The organism is Myxococcus sp. CA040A, assembly GCF_013336725.1.
Classification (GTDB): Bacteria; Myxococcota; Myxococcia; order Myxococcales; family Myxococcaceae; genus Myxococcus; species Myxococcus llanfairpwllgwyngyllgogerychwyrndrobwllllantysiliogogogochensis.
Window position 1 is genome coordinate 1,384,079 of record NZ_JABUMR010000001.1, and the last position, 16,925, is coordinate 1,401,003.

Genomic DNA, 16,925 nt, shown 5'->3' on the forward strand with positions numbered 1-16,925 from the left:
CGCGTGACATGGCGATGGGAGAACCATGGCGCTTCATCCGGCACAGGGCCGGACACACCCCACTCGTAGGAGCCCCTCTCAATGGAACGAGTCGCACCGCCGTCGAGCAAGGAGCTCATTGCCCGGACACGTCCCTTCGCCGTGCAGGATGTGGCGCGTTCGGGTTGGAACCTGGCGGCCACCTATGCCGCGCTCGCCGCGGCCGTGACGCTGGCGGTGGCCGCGCCCTGGTGGCCCCTGCGCGTCGTGGGCGGCGTGCTGGAGGCGCTCGTCCTCATCCGCGCGTTCATCCTCTTCCATGACGCCATGCACGGGGCGCTGCTGCCCTCGTCGCGCTGGGCGAAGGTCCTCTTCCAGGTGCAGGGCATCCTGACGCTCACGCCCGCGCGCATCTGGAACGACACGCACAACCACCACCACGCGAACACGGCGCGCATCGCCGCGGACTCCGCGGGCACGTTCGCGACGTGGACCACCGAGCAGTGGCGCAAGGCGTCCGGCTGGCAGCGGCTGGGCTATGCGGTGGAGCGCCACCCGGTGACCATCCTGTTCGGCTACGTCACCGCGTTCCTCATCAGCCTGTGCCTGGTGCCCTTCGTGAAGGACCCGAAGCGCTACTGGACCTCCGGGCTCGCGCTCGGCGTGCACGTGGCCCTGTCCGTGGCGCTCTGGGTCTTCTTCGGCCCCGCCGTGTACCTGTTCGCCTTCGTGGGCCCGCTGCTCCTCGCCTACGCGCTGGGCACGTACCTGTTCTATTCGCAGCACAACTTCGACGAGGTCCGCATCCTACCGGAGGGGCAGTGGACCCACGCGGATGCCGCGCTGGAGGCCTCCAGCTACCTGCGCTGCGGCAAGGTGATGGCGTGGTTCACCGGCAACATCGGCTACCACCACGTGCACCACCTGAACCCGCGCATCCCGTTCTATCGACTCCCGGAGGCGATGGCGGCCATCCCCGAGCTGCAGAACCCCCACGTCACGACGCTGAGCCCGCGCGACATCGTCCATTGCCTGCGGCTGAACCTGTGGGAGCCGTCGCTCGGGCGGATGGTGCGCTACCGCGACGCCAACGTCCGTGCCTGGGCGGCGCGGGCCGATGTGCCTCCCCGGAGCGCGGTCTCCTCCGAGGGGCACGCGGTGTCGTGACGGCTCAGTTGTTGAGCATGGGCTGACCCTGGTGCGCCACCAGCAGGTCATGCATGTCGTTGGCGTGCTCCTCTTCCTTGGCGAGGATGTCCTCGAGGAGCCGCCGCGTGGTGGGGTCCTTGTCCGAGAAGTAGCGAATCAGGTCGCGGTACGTCTCGATGGCGATGCGCTCCGCCACCAGGTTCTCTCGAATCATGTCCACCAGGTTCTGCCCCTCGACGTACTGACTGGAGCTGCGTGACAGCAGGCCGTCGGGGTTGAAGTCCGGGCGCCCCCCGAGCTGGTTGATGCGCTCGGCGAGCCGCAGCGCGTGCTCCTGCTCCTCGCGCGCGTGCTCCCCGAACTCCTCCTTCACCGCCTCGCTGTGGATGCCCACCGCGGACACGTAGTGGTACGTGTAGCGCAGCACGCAGACGATTTCCGTGGCGAGCGCGTCGTTGAGCAGCTTGAGCGTCGTGTTCACATCGCCCTCGTAGTTCTCGGTGAGGGCGCCTTCCTCCAGGTGCTCACGGGCTCGACGGCGGATCTCCTGGAGGTCGCTGACGAAGGGCTGCGTCTGGGGCATGTCCTGGTCTCCTTTCGGCGAATGCGTGACAGGAAGCTGGGACCTCGGGGGCGGGGTCGACCACCCTCGCTCATGACGTCCCGGGCCTGCCCGTCCCGCCCCTCGGAAGGAGCTTTCTGTTCGCCGTGGCGCGGCGTGCCCGCTACCGCGCCGCCGAGTGTGGCCCCGCGATGGGAGGCTGCCCCGTGGGCGGTGCTATCGGGCCCGTGTGGGGCACGGGTGCTCCGGTGGCGCTCGCCACCTCGTCGGGCTCGGGGCCCACGTTCCACTGGCCCGTCCGCCCTGTCACCCGCGCGCCCACCGGTTGGGTCTTCGCCACCAGCGCGGCCTCCTGGTCCGGTGGAACCAGGTAGCGGCTGACATCGGGTTGCACCAGGTCGCTCGTGGCGACGAAGGTCCAGGGGCGGCGGACGTTCATGCCTGGCAGGGGCATGGGCTGCCAACCGGCGAGGCCCTCCCCCCAGCGCCAGTCCACCCAGGAAGGGGCCCACTCGTCGTCGGGCCACCAGACCCAGCCCTCCGAGGGAGCGACGAACCACCTGCCGTAATGGAAGGGCGCCCAGCCCCAGTCCCAGTCGCTCTGGAACGTCCAACCCCAGTCGCTGAACACCCACTGGCCGGAGGTGGCGTAGGGCACGAAGTCCAGGCCCACGAGCTTCGCGTCGGGGCGCCACACCCAACCCACCTCGGGGAGCTGGAGCCATTCGCCATGCGGCGCCATCACATCGCGGAAGATGGAGATGTTGCTGCCCAGCGTCGTGGACGTCGACTTCAACTGGGGACCGAACTCCTCGGGCCCCATCGCGCAGCCGAGCCCCGCCAGCAGCGCGCCCGCGCTCACGCCACCCAGGCGCAGCCAGCGCCAGGTTTCATTCCAGGTGCGCATCGTCGGCCCTCCGTGATGGATATCCGTCACGCCTCAGGATGTGCCTTCTCCTTGAACGCAGAGACCCTCGGGGGCGATGCCTGGAAGGCTCGGCTGCTCAGCGCGCGCCGGCCCCCTGGTTGACTTCCTGTCACCCGAGCGAGGCAGACTGCCCTCCGTGCGCGTGAACAAGCTCCTCCTCTCCGTCGTGCTGCTGACCCCAGCGGTGGCCCTGGCGGGCATGCCCAGCTTCTTGTTCACGGAGATCGCCGAGCAGCGCTTGGAGGCCATCTCCTTCTTCATCGCCGTCTTCCTGCTCGTGTCGCTGGGCGTCTGGAGATTGTGGAACTGGCTGCGACGGGATGTGCCCCGGTTGCCGAGGCTGAGCTACAGGGCCTCGCTCGCGCTGGTGTTCCTGGTCGGGCTGGGCCTTCAGCTCGTCCTGTCGATGATTGCCGGTGGCCGCGAGCTGATGACCCCGGGAGCCTGGGAGAAGAAGGGCGCGACCTACCAGGTCATCCCCGCGCCACCTCCCTCGGATGCGGACCTGCTGGTCCAGGCGCGGCGTCAGCGCCTGGATGAGCTGCGCGAGGCGCTGTGGGCCTATGCCGCCGAACATGGGCGCGACTTTCCGAAGAGCGACCTGGGCACCGAGCTTCCCGCGGCGCGCTGGAAGGTGCTCGGGGACTCCGGCCTGCACTTCATCTACATCGGAGGGCAGAAGGCGGACGCGCCCGCGACGCCACTGGCGTACGAGCCGGGCATCTTCGGCCGTGAGCGCTGGGTGCTCTTCACCGACGGCGACCTCCGGCGCCTCCCCGTCGAGGACATCCATCGCTCGTTCGTGGCGGAGGGCGCGCCGTGAAGTCGAAAAAGGGCGTGACCTTCCTGGGCGTCATCTTCGTGATGATGATCTTCCTGTGCATGGGGCAGGTCTGGGTCATGAAGGTGCCCTTTCTGCTCGCCTTCGGCTGGCTGTCCTTTCTCCAGCAGGTGTTGCCGGAGGTGACGTTCCGCTGGGGCGCCATCGCCGAGTTCCTGCTCGTGGCGGCGGTGCTCGCCGCGGGCTCGCATCTGTTCCTCCGGTGGTTGTGGCGTCAGCTCCACGCCGAGGCGCCAGGGGCCTCCGCGTGGCGCCCGCGCTGGAGCGTGTCGCTGCTGCTGCTCGGGGTGTTGCTCTTCGCCGCGACGATGGCCTCGGTGGGAATCGGACACCACGTGGGCTGGCTGATGTCGGGGCGCGCGCGCCTGGTGCGCAGCTCGTGGCCAGGGATGGAACCGGAGGGCACGCGGACCGCGCGCTGGCTCTGTGAAGAGGCCCGGGACCAGCTCAAGGCGGGGACCCCGGACGGGCAGCTCACCCGGAAGCTGCTCGCGGATCCCTCTCTTCGCCCCATCGTGGAAGCGCAGTACGTGGTTCCGCACGTGAGCCCCGAGGGAAAGCCGGTCATCATGGTGTTCGCGCGGGACCCACTCGTTCGCGAGCGGGATGGCGGCGTGCGCTGTGGTCCGGCATCGTTTGGGGTCGAGACGCTCGATGCGAAGGTCCTGGCGCAGTGGCTCGCCGAACCACGCGCCGTCGCGAGCCCTACTCCCTGACGCTCGAAGTGCTTCAAGTGAAGCCGCGCGCTGAAGGCCTCGTCGCGGGGGTGCTAGGCTCGTACTCCCCGTGCGGGCCTTGAAATGAAGCCCGGCGGGTCACCTGGAGGAGCCGCTCATGTCTTCGCGTCGCTTGTCGCATCCCTGGAGCCTTGCCGTGGTGCTCACCTTCGCGCTGGCCGCGCCGCCCGCGCTGGCGGAGTCGGTCGAGGAGGAGCTGGTCTCTCGCGAGGACTCCAGCTCACAGGCTTCGTTGCTCACCTGTGGGCCGGCTCGGTGTGGCGGAGACTGGACCTGCGAGGCGAACTGCCCCGAGGCGGCGACCGCCGTCTGCGTCGACTTCTACTGCGTGTACACGTACCCGGATCCTGGCGGTGGTGGCGGTGGCGGTGGCCCGGGCTCGCAGTGCACGGGTTACCGCTGCGGCGGCGACTGGAACTGCGTCTGCGAAGGGCTGCAAGGCACCTGCGGCGCGAATGGCATGTGCGTTTTCTGAGTGGAAGCCCGGCGGTGAGCACTTGGCAGTCCGCGCGTCGTGACTAGTTTCCCGCGCACAAATGCGACGCCGGGGCGAAAGCCCGGGCGTCGTCACGCGAGGAGCTGACGGTGCAGGCGAAGATGCTGCTGGCCCTGGTAGTGGGTTCCCTGACGTTCGGAGTGGGCTGCCACCGCAACACCCGTGAGAGCGCGAAGGATGATGCGGAGCGCGCCGCGGACAAGACCGAGGACACCGCCGAGAAGGTGGGCGACAAGGTCGAGGACGCCGCCGAGGAGGCGGGCGACAAGATTGAGGACGCCACCGACAAGTAGCTCGGCGTGTTGTAGGCCTCTGGCCTTCCCGGACGCCGCACCGCGTTGGTTCAGCAGTCGCGTTTCGGGAAGGCCGTGGGTTGCCGTCAGCGTGGGGACTGGCTGAATAATCAGTCCCATGGGAACGCTCACGCTCAGCGCCTCCGCGCACCTGTGGGAGCAGTTTCTCGTCGGCGCGCTCGACGAGGACGTGGCCTCGGTTCCAGAGGCACCGCCGATACTCTCCCGCTGGCAACGCTCACGCGCGCTTGGCGCTCCGAGCACGGGCCTGCCCGACGAGGGGCCCAGTGTCGCCGGCGTCGCGCTCATCGAGCGGCGAGCCCGCCTGGAGCCGGTGTGGCACGAGGTTCGTGACATCCTGGACGTGCTCGCCGCCGCGCCCATGCCGTCAGGGCGGGTGGCGCTGCTGGCGGACCGGGAGGGCGTCATCCTCGCGACGCGCAGCTCGGGGGGCGACTTCAGGGACCACGCCGACTACGTGCGACTGGTGGCCGGGGCCTGTTGGGACGAGGTGTCGCGAGGCACCAATGCGATTGGCACCGCGCTGGTGGAGTCCTCGGCCGTGGCGGTGGTGGGGCCCGCGCACTATGCGCAGCGGCACCATGGGCTGGTCTGTTACGCCGCGCCCGTGAGAGACCCGTTCGGCGAAGTCGTCGGCGTGTTGGACGTCACCGGGCCCGCGAGTGGCGCGGACCCGCTGGTGCTGGTGGCGGTGGCGAGCATCGCCCACTCGGCGGAGGCGCGACTGCGCGAGGTGGCGTGGGCGCGTGTGGCGGCGGCCGCGCGAGGGGGAGTGGATGCCCACCTGTCGCGCGAGGACGGCCCGGTGCTGCTCGTCGAGCCGCCGGGTCGCGTGCGGCGTCTCAATGGCGCGGCGCGCTCGCTGCTCGGCCTGGAGTCATCCCCGGGGGACGTGTCGCCGACTCGGATGCTCGGCTTGTCCTGGCGGGCGTTGAAGGAAGCGGCGTTGAGAGGCCACGCGCTGGAGGCGTGTCATCAGGCCTCGGGTGCGACGTGGCGGGTCCACGCGGAAGCGGTGGGGGAGGGGGACTCGGCGCTCGCGGTGCTGGTGCGGCTGGAGCCTCGTGCGACGCGCGTCACGGCGCGGATGCCGCCCGAGGTGGCCGAGAGCGGACCCGATGGAGGGGCCTGGGCCGCGCTGAAGGGGAGTGACCCCGAGCACCGCGCGACGCTGCGAGAGGCCGCGCGCTTCGCTCCCACGACGCTGCCGGTGTTGCTGCTCTCGGAGACGGGTACGGGCAAGGAGTTGCTCGCGCGCGCGGTGCATGCCGCGAGCGCGGTGGCCTCCGGACCCTTTGTCGCCGTCAACTGTGGCGCTCTCTCCGCCGCGTTGCTGGAGAGCGAGCTGTTCGGTCATGCGCCGGGAGCCTTCACGGGGGCTCGCGCGGGTGGGGCCGAAGGAAAGCTGGCGGCGGCGGACGGAGGCACGCTCTTCCTCGATGAACTCGCTGAGATGCCCGCGGCGCTGCAGGTGATGCTGTTGCGTGTGCTGGAGGATGGCGGGTACTCGCGTGTCGGCGAGTCGCGCGTGCGGCACTCGCGCTTCCGACTCATCGGCGCCACGTGTCGGGACCTCGAAGCGGCCGTGAGCGCGGGCACCTTCCGGAGCGACCTCTACTATCGCCTCCAAGGCGCGGTCCTTCGCTTGCCGCCGCTGCGAGAGCGGGTGGACCTGCCGGAGCTGGCCCGGTCGTTGTTGAGTGGGCTGTCCGCCGAAGGAGGCCATCCCGCGAGCACGCTGTCCGCCGAGGCGCTGGCTCGCCTGCGGGCGCACGCCTGGCCGGGCAACGTGCGGGAGCTGAAGACGGTGCTCCGCATGGCCCTGGTCCGAGCAGGAGGAGAGCCCGTGGTGAACGCGGTCGCGCTTCCGCCCGAGCTGGGGCGAGCACCCGCGCACGTGCCACCGGTGTCCTCGCCACCCGTCGAGCCCGTGGCCTCCCCGGGCCTCAGGGAGCTGGAGGCCCACGCGATTCTCGACGCGCTGTCTCGCAGTGGTGGGAACGTGGCCCGCGCGGCGCGGCTGCTGGGGATTGCTCGCAGCACGCTGTACCGGATGGTGGAGCGCTTCGGGTTGGTGCTCCCTCCGCGCTCGTGATGCGAGCTTTCCCGTAGGCGCGCCGTGGGCCCGCGAGGGGACGGTGGCGCGTCCTCATCGGAACATTCCATCCGTGCGGTGGCACACCCGCGCGCGACACTGTCGCGAGGTGCTCCACGCGGAGCGGACAGAGGTGTCGCATCGCGGGACACGACGCGCCGCGACGTCGGTGGTGCGGGGCGTGGCATGCGCGCTGCTCTGGGGGCCACGGCTTCCACCCGCAGCCCCACCCGCAAGGAGAGCGTTCATGATCTACGCCGCCCCCAATCAGCCTGGCTCGAAGGTGAAGTTCAAGGCCCGCTATCAGAACTTCATCGGCGGTCGCTGGGTCGAGCCGAAGCGCGGGCAGTACTTCGAGAACATCTCGCCCGTGACGGGGCAGGTCTTCTGCGAGATTCCTCGCTCCACCGCGGAGGACATCGACCTGGCGCTGGATGCGGCGCACGCGGCGCGCGTCTCGTGGGGCCGCACGTCACCCACCGCGCGCTCGAACATCCTGCTGAAGATCGCCGACCGCATGGAGCAGAATCTGGAGATGCTCGCGGTGGCGGAGGCCTGGGACAACGGCAAGCCGGTCCGCGAGACGCTCGCGGCGGACCTGCCGCTGGCCATCGACCACTTCCGCTATTTCGCCGGCTGCATCCGCGCGCAGGAAGGCACGGTGGGCGAGTTGGACCACGACACCGTCGCGTATCACTTCCACGAGCCCCTGGGCGTGGTGGGGCAGATCATCCCGTGGAACTTCCCCATCCTGATGGCGGTGTGGAAGGTGGCGCCGGCGCTGGCGGCGGGCAACTGCGTGGTGCTCAAGCCCGCGGAGCAGACGCCCGCCAGCATCCTCGTCCTGGCCGAACTCATCCAGGACCTGCTGCCCGAAGGTGTCCTCAACATCGTCAACGGCTTTGGAGTCGAGGCGGGCAAGCCGCTGGCGAGCAGCCCTCGCGTGGCGAAGATCGCCTTCACCGGTGAGACGACGACGGGCCGGCTCATCCTCCAGTACGCGAGTGAGAACCTCATCCCGGTGACGCTGGAATTGGGCGGCAAGAGCCCGAACATCTTCTTCGACGACGTCATGGCGCACGACGACGACTTCCTGGACAAGGCGATGGAGGGCTTCTCCATGTTCGCGCTGAACCAGGGTGAGGTCTGCACGTGTCCGTCGCGCGCGCTGGTGGGCGAGGGCATCTACGGCCAGTTCATCGAGCGGGCGCTGGAGCGCGTGAAGAAGGTCAGCCCGGGCAACCCGCTGGACACGGAGACGAAGCTGGGCGCGCAGGCGTCGAATGATCAGCTCGAGAAGATTCTCGGCTACATCGACATCGGCAAGAAGGAGGGCGCCAAGGTCCTCATGGGCGGCGAGCGCGTGAGCCTGCCGGGCGACCTCAAGGGCGGCTACTACGTGGCGCCTACGGTGTTCCAGGGCCACAACAAGATGCGCGTGTTCCAGGAGGAGATCTTCGGACCGGTGGTGAGCGTCACCACGTTCAAGGACTTCGACGACGCGATGCGCATCGCCAACGACACGCTGTATGGCCTGGGCGCCGGCGTGTGGACGCGTGACACGAACACCGCGTACCGCGCGGGCCGCACCATCGAGGCGGGCCGCGTGTGGACCAACTGCTACCACCTGTACCCGGCGCATGCGGCGTTCGGCGGCTACAAGCAGTCGGGCATCGGCCGCGAGACGCACCGGAAGATGCTGGACCACTACCAGCAGACGAAGAACCTGCTCGTCAGCTACAGCCCGAAGGCGATGGGGTTCTTCTGATGAGTGACACCCGTGCCGGGCCCGGCGCGGGTGGGCAGACGGAGCAGGAGGTGGCCCGGGTGGCGGTGACGCCCGAGGCCGCCGCCGTCATCCGCTCCCTGCGTGCCGCGAATGGTCCGCTGATGTTCCACCAATCCGGCGGCTGCTGCGATGGCAGCGCTCCCATGTGTTATCCGGCGGGGGAGTTCCGTGTCGGTCAGCGGGATGTCTTCCTGGGCGACGTCGAGGGCTGCCCCGTCTACATCGGCGGCGCGCAGTTCGAGGTCTGGCAGCACACGCACCTGACGCTGGACGTGGTGCCTGGAAGGGGCGCGGGCTTCAGCCTGGAGTCGCCCCTGGGCGTGCGCTTCCTCACGCGCAGCCGTGTCTTCACGGATGAGGAATACGAGCGCATGAAAACCCAGCCACCGCCGAGGCGGGGACCACCGGAGTGAGCAAGGGCCCCGGGCTCGAAGTCGGGCCCGGGTCGCCCGCCACCCGACCGTAACTCTTCATGTTACGGCGCGGCCAATGACAATCATCCCCTCAAATCAGACCCATGCGGTGTCATGAATACACCATTTACACTGCGTGAGAGTACTTATACAGAGTGCGGGCCCCAACACAGGGGCAACTCGAAATGAGGGGGAAGTCATGAAGCTGTTCAATACGTTTGGAGTTGTGGGAGTGGTGTCTCTGATGGCCGTTGGGTGCGGCGGGGAATACACGCCGGAAGAGGCCGCTCAGAACCCGGAGATGGGCGAGGCGACGCAGGCCGTGGAGAGCGCGTTCATCGCTGGCGGTCAGACGCGTGACTTCTCGACCTGGCTGTTCGGCACGACGCCGTTCTATGTGCGGAACATGTCCAGCACCCGCTCCACGCGGTTCAACGCGTACTGCGGCGCCAACAACATCTCCATCCTGCTGGCTCCGAATCAGGTCTATCCCACGAGCCTGAACTGCGCCTGGCCCGGCGCGCGCCTGTATGTCCAGAACCAGGGCCTCAGCCCGACGCTCGATCAGATCTACGTCGAGACGCACTGAGTCGCGGCAAAAGCGCGCTCTTTGAGGTCGTGCTTGGGGGAGCCTCCGCGAGGGGGCTCTCCGAGACGGCCCGCACGAAGCTGCTCCGCTGGGGCAAGTAGCCCCGAGGTGCGCGAGCGTCTCCGGGCCCGATACAGGGCCCGGAGACAGTCGTGCCCGGGGGAACCTCAGGAGGACTTGTACGCGTCCGCGATGCGCAGCAGGTCCACGATGGTGAAGTCGCCGCCCGTGCCGTAGGTGGGCTTCCAGCCCTTGTTGTGCAGGAAGGACTGGGGGTCGTTGATGAGCACGCTGAAGAACGTCTCGCCCACGATGCGACCGCCCACGGGCCCGAGGAAGCGGCCCTGGTTGGCGAGCTTCGCCTCCTTGAGGATGTAGTACCAGAGCGGCGCCAGCGTGCTCCCCCAGTTCGTCGGCAAGCCCAACTGGGAATTGGAGTACTGGGTCGTCCCCAGCGCCTTGGCGACCGTCTGTCCCGCCGGCAGGGTGAACTCATTCTGGCGCAGCAGGTTGCGGCCCGGCAGCGACAGGTAGAGCGGATCCGGCTTGCCCTGATACTGGGGATTGTCGAAGCCGGGGATGAGCGCCTGGGGCAGCTGAAGCAGCTCCGACGCCACCAGCGTGTCGAACAGCTTGGCGCCCTGGGGCGTGACGCGGGAGTCGGTGTTGAAGAAGTACTTCCAGTCCACGCGCTTCTCCGGGCTCAGGAACGTCCCGGGCTGGTGCAGGTCGAAAATCTGCGCGCCCTTGTAGTTGTCATTGACCTGGTAGAACTCGCGAATCGTCGCGTGGCCCATGCGGTAGGCGGCCGCGGAGAACTCGATGGGAATCGCCTGGAGGTTGGGCGGGAAGTACTGCGGGCCCTGACTCATCAGCTTCCCATACAGCTCATCCCCGACGAAGCGGCGCACGAAGTCGTGGTAGACAATCCACTGGTAATGCCAGCGCACGCGCTGCGACGCCTCGGTGAAGAGCGCCCCTCCGGAGAACTGGCTCGACAGGTCCTTGACCACCTGATTGTGGAACTTGATGACGGCCAGGTGGAGCTGGTCGACGAACATGTTGTCGTCATTGCGCGGGTCTCCGATGATGGCCGTGCCCTGTGAGTTGCGGAGCACGTCGCCGTCCGGATTGTCGGGCCGGCCGAACAGCAGCGTGGCGCCGTCCTTCTGGTCGAAGAGGAAGGCGTCCTGCACGGGCCCCCGGCCATAGATGTTGCCCAGGTCCAGGGTGGGGGTGATGGCATCCCGCGTCTGGTTGGGTTGGGTGTCCCGGCCATTGATGTTCGAATAGACGTCGAACGTCAGGTCATGGTCCAGGAACTGGCCCAGGAACGTGTAGCCCGCGGGGATGGTGGGGTTGTCCTGGGGGAGGCCCGGGCCCTGGTTGGCCACATCCATGGGGCCTCCAGGCAGGGTGAGCGCCCGGAGGTCCTCCACGTTGAAGAGGGAGGGGCCCAGGTCCGGGAACATGCGGAAGAAGTCGGAGACGACGGGGCCGTTGTCTCCGCTCAGCGACTGCGCGGACTTGCTGGAGACGGTCGTGCCCACGCCGCCGTGGGGGCGCACCAGGTTTCCGGAGGGCGTCTTGGACAGCATCGCGTTTCCCGCACCCCGGTGGAACGGACAGCCGCTCCCAGGCAGCGCGGTGTGGCCCGAGGGCCGGTTCTTGTCACTCATGATGGGTCTCCTCGTGAATGGGAAGCGCGGCCTATGACGTGATGGTGATGTACGGGTCCCACGAGTAGGTGCCCACCTTGTTGCCCTGGTTGTCCGTCACCTGGAGATAGAGCTGGTAGGTCACCCGCCCGCCGGGGAGCGTGGCGGTGGGCAGCATCGCGGTGGACTGGAAGAAGAAGTCCACGTAGGGCTGCACGTTGAAGCCGCTGCTCTGCCCGCCCGACACCTCGGGGACTGGCACCTTGATGTGGGACACCAGGGGCTGGGGCTGGGTGATGCACTGCGCGTTTCCGGAGACATTCATCTTGTAGAGCAGGGCGCTGTAGCGCGTGTTGAGCGTCAGCGACGCCAGCCGCCACCGGAGGTTGTCGTTGGTCTTCGCGGCGACCGTCAGCTCGGATATCGCCTCCGCCCCCACGGCCGAGTCCCGCCGGACGAGCATGTACACACAGTCCGCGATGGCCACCCCGGGGTTGTCGAGCGACGCGTTGGGGCCGTACTTGCCGATGACCTTGTCCACGTCCACCACGGTGAGCACGTCGATGAAGCCGTTATCCTGTCCCATATCGCATCCAATCCTTTCGGAAGAAGAAGTCAGACACCGTCGGCGAGCCCGCCGGTGACGTCATGAGGTGATGGAGATCTGCGGATCCCACGAGAAGTAGCTCAGGATGTTCCCGTCGTTGTTCGCCAGGACGAACGAGAACTGGTACGAGACATTGGGCGGCGAGGGGTTCACCGCCGTCGCCTGGAAATAGGCGTCCGTATAGGTCTGCGTCTGGTTGATGGTCACCTGGAAGCCATTCACCGACGGGAGGGGCACCGTCACCGTGGGCTCGATGAGGCCGGGCTGGGTGATGAGCCCCACGCCCCGGAGGATGTTGCACTGGCTGAGCGCGACGCTGAAGCGCGTGTTCCCCGTCAGCGAGGTGATGCGCCAGCGGATGTTGTTGTTGGTGTTGAGGGTGATGACCAGGTCATCCGTGGCCTGTCCGGAGAGCACCTCGTCCTGACGGACGAACATGTAGATGTAGGGCGTGCTCTCGCCCAGGGACACGGGCCTGTTGGAGTCCGTGCTGAACTTCCCCTGGTAGGCCTGGTAGATGCTCTCCGCATCCACGACGACGAGGACGTTGGCTGTCTTTTCAGTATCCGGCATGGACCACTCCTGATTGAGACGGGGTGAGAGGGCTCAGCGGGGCCGCAGGATTCCGGGGCGCTGGATGGAGAAGGGCTGGATGTTGAACTGGGTGACGCCCGTCAGCGCGAGCTCGGCGAGAATCTTCCCGAGCAGCGGGGTGAACTTGAACGCCTGCCCCGTGTCACCGGTGAACAGGAGGATGTCCGGATGGCCGGGCAGGGCATCCAGGACGAAGTTCAAATCGGGGGTCATCGTGTAGAGGCAGCCGACGGCGTCCTGTGCCAGGGATTGAAGGCCCTGGAAGTGCGCGCGCATGAAGTTGTTGAGCAGTTCCACCATCCGAGGGTCCGCCTGGGGCGGCGAGGTGGGCGGCAGCGGGGACTTCTGGAAGGTGAAGTCCGTGCCCACCTTGAGGCGCCCGGGCGTCAGGAGCGGGGGCAGACCGTAGTAGGTCGTCTGGTCATCGCCAGGGAACTGGGGCGCGCCAAAGTAGAACCAGAGCGGGTAGTTGTACTGGGATTGGGCCACTGTGAAGTAGGCATACGTCATGGTCCAGATCTCCAGCTCCAACTGGAGGTTCAGGCTGTCGAGCACCGGGTTCGTCCAGGCGGACGGCACCAGGATGAGCTTCTTGCCGGTGTAGTCCCCTTGCGCGGTGGTGACGGTGACCTGTCCCGGCGCGTCCTGGATGCGGCTGACCGTCCGGCGGGGAATCATGGTGACGCCCTGCTTGCGACAGAGCTGGGCGAGGGCCTGAAGGGCCCGGTCCGCCGCGATGACGCCCGCCTGGGGCTGCACCAGTCCGACGACGTCGTCACTCAGCCCCTTGAGCGCGGGGTAGCGCTCCGGGAAGTCCGCCGCGGTGAGGCGGGTGAAGGGCAGGCCCTGCTCCTCGAGGACGGCCTGGGAGTCCTTGAGGTCACCCTCGGGTGTGTTCACCCCGCTGGGCGGGCCGAAGAACAGCAGGGACGTGTCGTTGAGGATGCCGTCCAGGCCGCTGTCGTCCTCCAGCTCCCGCCAGAGCGGATAGGCGGACTGCGCCAGCAGGGACAGGTGCGGATTGGAGTACATCACCCGGAAGAAGCGGGACTCTCCCTTGGAGGAGAAGAAGTCGTTGTCGAAGTCGAACTGGTCCAACAGGAGGACCTTCTTGCCGGCCTTCGAGCACCAGTAGGCGGCGGACAGGCCAATGGCGCCCGCGCCCACGACCACCACGTCATAGGAGTCCATGTTTGCGTTGCTTTCGTTCTGGAGGGACGAAGGTGTCTGGCTTTACCAGCCGAGGTAATATTGGCTGTCCAGCCAGGAGGGCCACGCGAGCCCGAAGTGCGCCTGGAGCATCTTCTCCGCCTCGCAGAAGGCGCCTTCCACCCAGCCCTGCTGGTCCGAGTACGCCTCGCCGCAGATGTGCAGGCGCTCCGCGGGGTCCGGGCGGCGCATGAACGGCATCACCTCGCGCACGCTCACCCCGGCCTGCCACGCATGGTAGCCGCCGCCGTAGGGGTCCTCCGTCCAGTTACGGAAGTAGGAGACATACGGGTCAGGGACGGGGTTCTCCGGGCCGTGCAGCTCCCGGAGCTGGTGGACGGCCTCCTGGACCATCACCGCCGGGGCCTGGAGAGACTCCACCTGGGCCAGGGACTCCGGGGACGCCAGTCGCGTGGCCCGGGGCTTGAAACGCTTCAGGTTCCGCTGGGGAGAGGCCATCAGCGCGGACCAGAAGGGGGTGGTCCGCATGTCGTTGTAGCTGGCCAGCAGGATGGAGTGGCTGTTCGAGGGGTCGGTGCCGAAGTAGTAGCACTGTCGCATCGGCAGGTCGGTGATGGACTCGCCCGCCAGGGCGTTGAACTCCGCGTGCCACCAGGGAGACTCGAAGCCCATCAGGAGCTTGAACGACGGCTCGGAGATGACCGAGTCGAGGTTCTTCCGGACCTGCTCGCTCACCTCCGGGGTGGCGAAGAAGCGGTCTACCTCCAGCAGCTCCAGGGCGCGGCGGGGCATGGCGAGGACGACGGCCTTGGCGTACACCGTCCAGCTCTTGCCGCTCTGTGCATTGGCCACGGTGAGGATGTACTTGTAAGGGCTGCCGCCCGGCGCCGGGTCGATTCGCCGCAGGCCATTCTGTCCCCAGAGATGGGCGCGCTTGCCGCCGGGGTCCTGCGCCAGGAAGCGCTGTGCGAGGACATTGCCGACCTGGTCATAGCCGCCCGCCAGCGTCTGGTACTTCACCTCCGCGTTGGAGAAGTCTCCCACGAGGTAGGGGAAGGCCTCCGCGGCGTTCCAGTTGATGGTGTTGGAGTAGTACCCGCCGGCCACGGACAGGAACTCGTAGGCCTCCTGGCCCACCTGGTCCTTGATGAGGTTCCAGAAGCCCAGGTCGTTGACCTTCAGGCCGTCGTATGGACCCGATTGGTGATAGGTCAGGTTGGGTTTGACGTCATCCCATTCGCGGGCCGTCAGGGTGAAGGCATAGTCATAGGGCGCGGTGAAGGTGGCCTTGCCCGGATAGCGCTCCCGGAACCACGGGTCCGCCATGAGCACGTCGTAGATGATTTTGTTGAAGAGCTGGTCCGAGGTGAAGCCCACCACCGCGTCGGGTAGGAAGTAGCGCGTCTTGTACGTGCGGCGGTCGGCCTGGGCGTTCTCCCATTCGTTGGCCTTGAAGCGCTGCCCGCGCAGATAGCGGTAGTGATTGCCGTCGTCACCGAGGGGGAAGTCGATAGGCGTCACCTCCTGCTCGAAGACCTTCGTGATGAGCGAGTTCACAATCTCATGCGATTGCAGATAGCGCATGCCGCCAATCTCCGCTGCCAGGGAGATGCCAGGGAGGAAGACGGATTCGATGCGTCCACCCAGGCGCTCGCTCAGCTCGAAGATGTGGACCGTCTCGGGGCGGGTGCCCTCGGGGGCCAGGTCTCCCACGAGCAGTCTCCAGCCCGCATAGAGGCCGGAGACTCCGGCGCCGATGATGGCCACGTCGAGCTGGAGCCCATCGTCCATTCCGGTGTCCATCGCTGGTGGGTTGACTCGCGACATGTCTGCCTCATGGGGGGAGAGGGGATTCGCCTTGCGTCGGCCCGATTCGCTGCAATTGGTGCACCAAGGTCCTTTCCGGTCCTGGGTGTCTGTCTTCAAGGACATGCGAGGCCGGGGATGTGGCCTTGACGCGTCAGGCGAATGGATTTGGGAGGTCCCGGGGCGTCGTCGCTGGGGAATCGCTGACGTGTCAGGCTTCGGGCGGACGCGTCAGCGCCCGCGGACCGTGGCGGCGTCGGCGGGGGAGCGACTGGGGGAGCGGCGACCGGACGGGCCGGTCCTTCACCTATGTCGCTTTTCGATGAAGCTCGAATTTCGTCATATTATAGTCATCATATGGTGGACAGGGGCTCTCGGGAGCCCGCCTGTCCGTCCATTTGACGTTCCTCAATGGGGCCGCCCGGAGCTTTCCGTCCGCCTCGTCACGCCGGAGTCGAGTCATGCAGGTCAAGGATGCTGTCGCCCTGGTCACTGGTGCCAATCGCGGGTTGGGGCTCGCCTTCGCGAAGGCCTTGTTGGAGCGGGGGGCTCGCAAGGTGTACGCGGCGGCTCGTGAGCCCTCGAGTGTGACGATTTCAGGCGTGGTGCCGGTCCGCCTGGACGTCACCCGCCCCGAGCAGTTGGAGTCGCTGGTCCGCGAGGCAGGTGACGTGACGCTGCTCATCAACAACGCGGGCATCCTGAAGGGCACGAGCCTCTTGGGGACGGACACGCTGTCCGCCGCGCGCGCTGAACTGGAGACGAACTACCTGGGTCCCCTGGCGACGAGCAGCGCGTTCGCGCCGGTGCTGGCGAAGAACGGCGGGGGCGCCATCATCAATGTGCTCTCGGTGCTCAGCTGGATGGCCTTCCCGGGCTCGGCCAGCTACAGCGCCTCGAAGGCCGCTGCCTGGGCGCTGACCAACGGTCTGCGCAAGGAGCTGGGCGCCCAGAAGACGCAGGTGATGGCCCTGCACGTCGGCTACATGGACACCGACATGGCGGAGAAAGTCACGGCGCCGAAGACGAGCACCGCCGAGGTGGTGCGCCTGACGCTGGATGCGCTCGAGGCGGGCCAGGACGAGGTGCTCGCCGATGAGGTGAGCCGCAACGTCAAGCAGGGGTTGTCCGCGGGCGTCTACCTCCAGCGCTCGTGAGCGAGCTGGTGGCGAGCTGCGGAGCTTTCTCCGAGCCCTCC

Annotated in this window: 17 protein-coding genes; 10 read left to right on the plus strand and 7 right to left on the minus strand. The window is 67.5% G+C overall.

Annotated elements, in window-relative coordinates:
• The first annotated feature begins 81 nt into the window (after positions 1–81).
• Positions 82–1,146: a fatty acid desaturase gene (locus HUA75_RS05680; protein WP_141645812.1), complete on the plus strand. Its 1,065-nt coding sequence runs from the start codon at positions 82–84 to the stop codon at positions 1,144–1,146.
• A gap of 4 nt (positions 1,147–1,150) precedes the next feature.
• Here HUA75_RS05680 and HUA75_RS05685 read toward each other — a convergent pair whose 3' ends face one another.
• A complete protein-coding gene (locus tag HUA75_RS05685) occupies positions 1,151–1,711 on the minus strand; it encodes a bacterioferritin (protein WP_174485730.1) in 561 nt (186 codons plus the stop codon).
• A 142-nt stretch (positions 1,712–1,853) separates the two neighbouring features.
• The gene (locus tag HUA75_RS05690) at positions 1,854–2,597 is read right to left on the minus strand and encodes a DUF6600 domain-containing protein (protein WP_141645810.1); all 744 of its coding nucleotides are present in this window, start codon (positions 2,595–2,597) and stop codon (positions 1,854–1,856) included.
• 163 nt (positions 2,598–2,760) lie between these two features.
• On the opposite strand from HUA75_RS05690, the gene HUA75_RS05695 reads away from it, so the two are divergent.
• The 8 genes from HUA75_RS05695 (at position 2,761) to HUA75_RS05730 (ending at position 9,892) form a co-directional block, all read left to right on the plus strand.
• The gene (locus tag HUA75_RS05695) at positions 2,761–3,441 is read left to right on the plus strand and encodes a hypothetical protein (protein WP_174485731.1); all 681 of its coding nucleotides are present in this window, start codon (positions 2,761–2,763) and stop codon (positions 3,439–3,441) included.
• Positions 3,438–4,175, plus strand: a complete 738-nt coding sequence (locus HUA75_RS05700; protein WP_174485732.1) for a hypothetical protein — start codon at positions 3,438–3,440, stop codon at positions 4,173–4,175. Before HUA75_RS05695 ends, HUA75_RS05700 begins: the two co-directional genes overlap by 4 nt.
• A 118-nt stretch (positions 4,176–4,293) precedes the next feature.
• Positions 4,294–4,671 carry a hypothetical protein gene (locus tag HUA75_RS05705; protein WP_174485733.1) on the plus strand — a complete coding sequence of 126 codons (378 nt, stop codon included), beginning with the start codon at positions 4,294–4,296 and terminating at the stop codon, positions 4,669–4,671.
• 110 nt (positions 4,672–4,781) lie between these two features.
• Positions 4,782–4,985 (plus strand): YtxH domain-containing protein, encoded by a 204-nt coding sequence (locus tag HUA75_RS05710; protein ID WP_141645806.1) that lies wholly within the window; start codon positions 4,782–4,784, stop codon positions 4,983–4,985.
• 118 nt (positions 4,986–5,103) lie between these two features.
• Positions 5,104–7,101, plus strand: a complete 1,998-nt coding sequence (locus HUA75_RS47675; RefSeq protein ID WP_174485734.1) for a sigma-54-dependent Fis family transcriptional regulator — start codon at positions 5,104–5,106, stop codon at positions 7,099–7,101.
• Between the two features lie 247 nt (positions 7,102–7,348).
• Positions 7,349–8,869 carry an aldehyde dehydrogenase gene (gene adh / locus HUA75_RS05720; RefSeq protein WP_141645804.1) on the plus strand — a complete coding sequence of 507 codons (1,521 nt, stop codon included), beginning with the start codon at positions 7,349–7,351 and terminating at the stop codon, positions 8,867–8,869.
• Entirely contained in the window at positions 8,869–9,303 is a 435-nt protein-coding gene (locus tag HUA75_RS05725) for a DUF779 domain-containing protein (RefSeq protein WP_141645803.1), read from the plus strand. The genes adh and HUA75_RS05725 overlap by 1 nt, the downstream gene beginning before the upstream one ends.
• A 199-nt stretch (positions 9,304–9,502) precedes the next feature.
• The gene (locus HUA75_RS05730) at positions 9,503–9,892 is read left to right on the plus strand and encodes a hypothetical protein (RefSeq protein WP_174468035.1); all 390 of its coding nucleotides are present in this window, start codon (positions 9,503–9,505) and stop codon (positions 9,890–9,892) included.
• A gap of 167 nt (positions 9,893–10,059) precedes the next feature.
• Here HUA75_RS05730 and HUA75_RS05735 read toward each other — a convergent pair whose 3' ends face one another.
• From HUA75_RS05735 to HUA75_RS05755, 5 genes are read right to left on the minus strand one after another with little or no spacing between them, the layout of a single operon-like run.
• Complete coding sequence (locus tag HUA75_RS05735) at positions 10,060–11,571, minus strand: peroxidase family protein (protein ID WP_174485735.1); 1,512 nt, start codon at positions 11,569–11,571, stop codon at positions 10,060–10,062.
• Positions 11,572–11,602: 31 nt separating this feature from the next.
• Positions 11,603–12,136, minus strand: coding sequence for an AidA/PixA family protein (locus HUA75_RS05740; RefSeq protein WP_141645800.1), 534 nt, complete (start codon positions 12,134–12,136; stop codon positions 11,603–11,605).
• A gap of 60 nt (positions 12,137–12,196) precedes the next feature.
• Positions 12,197–12,730 carry an AidA/PixA family protein gene (locus HUA75_RS05745; protein ID WP_174485736.1) on the minus strand — a complete coding sequence of 178 codons (534 nt, stop codon included), beginning with the start codon at positions 12,728–12,730 and terminating at the stop codon, positions 12,197–12,199.
• 33 nt (positions 12,731–12,763) lie between these two features.
• The gene (locus HUA75_RS05750; protein ID WP_174485737.1) at positions 12,764–13,942 is read right to left on the minus strand and encodes an FAD-dependent oxidoreductase; all 1,179 of its coding nucleotides are present in this window, start codon (positions 13,940–13,942) and stop codon (positions 12,764–12,766) included.
• 42 nt (positions 13,943–13,984) lie between these two features.
• Positions 13,985–15,748, minus strand: coding sequence for an FAD-dependent oxidoreductase (locus HUA75_RS05755; protein WP_174485738.1), 1,764 nt, complete (start codon positions 15,746–15,748; stop codon positions 13,985–13,987).
• A 440-nt stretch (positions 15,749–16,188) separates the two neighbouring features.
• Between HUA75_RS05755 and HUA75_RS05760 the strand changes: the two genes are divergently transcribed.
• On the plus strand, positions 16,189–16,884 hold the full coding sequence (locus tag HUA75_RS05760) for an SDR family oxidoreductase (protein WP_174485739.1): 696 nt from the start codon (positions 16,189–16,191) through the stop codon (positions 16,882–16,884).
• The last annotated feature ends 41 nt before the right edge of the window (positions 16,885–16,925 follow it).

Excerpts from the sequence above, each read along its gene's own strand:
- HUA75_RS05680 (WP_141645812.1), top strand. The coding sequence starts at position 82 with ATGGAACGAGTCGCACCGCCGTCGAGCAAGGAGCTCATTGCCCGGACA.
- HUA75_RS05685 (WP_174485730.1), bottom strand. The coding sequence starts at position 1,711 with ATGCCCCAGACGCAGCCCTTCGTCAGCGACCTCCAGGAGATCCGCCGT.
- HUA75_RS05690 (WP_141645810.1), bottom strand. The coding sequence starts at position 2,597 with ATGCGCACCTGGAATGAAACCTGGCGCTGGCTGCGCCTGGGTGGCGTG.
- HUA75_RS05705 (WP_174485733.1), top strand. The coding sequence starts at position 4,294 with ATGTCTTCGCGTCGCTTGTCGCATCCCTGGAGCCTTGCCGTGGTGCTC.
- HUA75_RS47675 (WP_174485734.1), top strand. The coding sequence starts at position 5,104 with ATGGGAACGCTCACGCTCAGCGCCTCCGCGCACCTGTGGGAGCAGTTT.
- adh (WP_141645804.1), top strand. The coding sequence starts at position 7,349 with ATGATCTACGCCGCCCCCAATCAGCCTGGCTCGAAGGTGAAGTTCAAG.
- HUA75_RS05725 (WP_141645803.1), top strand. The coding sequence starts at position 8,869 with ATGAGTGACACCCGTGCCGGGCCCGGCGCGGGTGGGCAGACGGAGCAG.
- HUA75_RS05730 (WP_174468035.1), top strand. The coding sequence starts at position 9,503 with ATGAAGCTGTTCAATACGTTTGGAGTTGTGGGAGTGGTGTCTCTGATG.
- HUA75_RS05735 (WP_174485735.1), bottom strand. The coding sequence starts at position 11,571 with ATGAGTGACAAGAACCGGCCCTCGGGCCACACCGCGCTGCCTGGGAGC.
- HUA75_RS05740 (WP_141645800.1), bottom strand. The coding sequence starts at position 12,136 with ATGGGACAGGATAACGGCTTCATCGACGTGCTCACCGTGGTGGACGTG.
- HUA75_RS05745 (WP_174485736.1), bottom strand. The coding sequence starts at position 12,730 with ATGCCGGATACTGAAAAGACAGCCAACGTCCTCGTCGTCGTGGATGCG.
- HUA75_RS05750 (WP_174485737.1), bottom strand. The coding sequence starts at position 13,942 with ATGGACTCCTATGACGTGGTGGTCGTGGGCGCGGGCGCCATTGGCCTG.
- HUA75_RS05755 (WP_174485738.1), bottom strand. The coding sequence starts at position 15,748 with ATGTCGCGAGTCAACCCACCAGCGATGGACACCGGAATGGACGATGGG.
- HUA75_RS05760 (WP_174485739.1), top strand. The coding sequence starts at position 16,189 with ATGCAGGTCAAGGATGCTGTCGCCCTGGTCACTGGTGCCAATCGCGGG.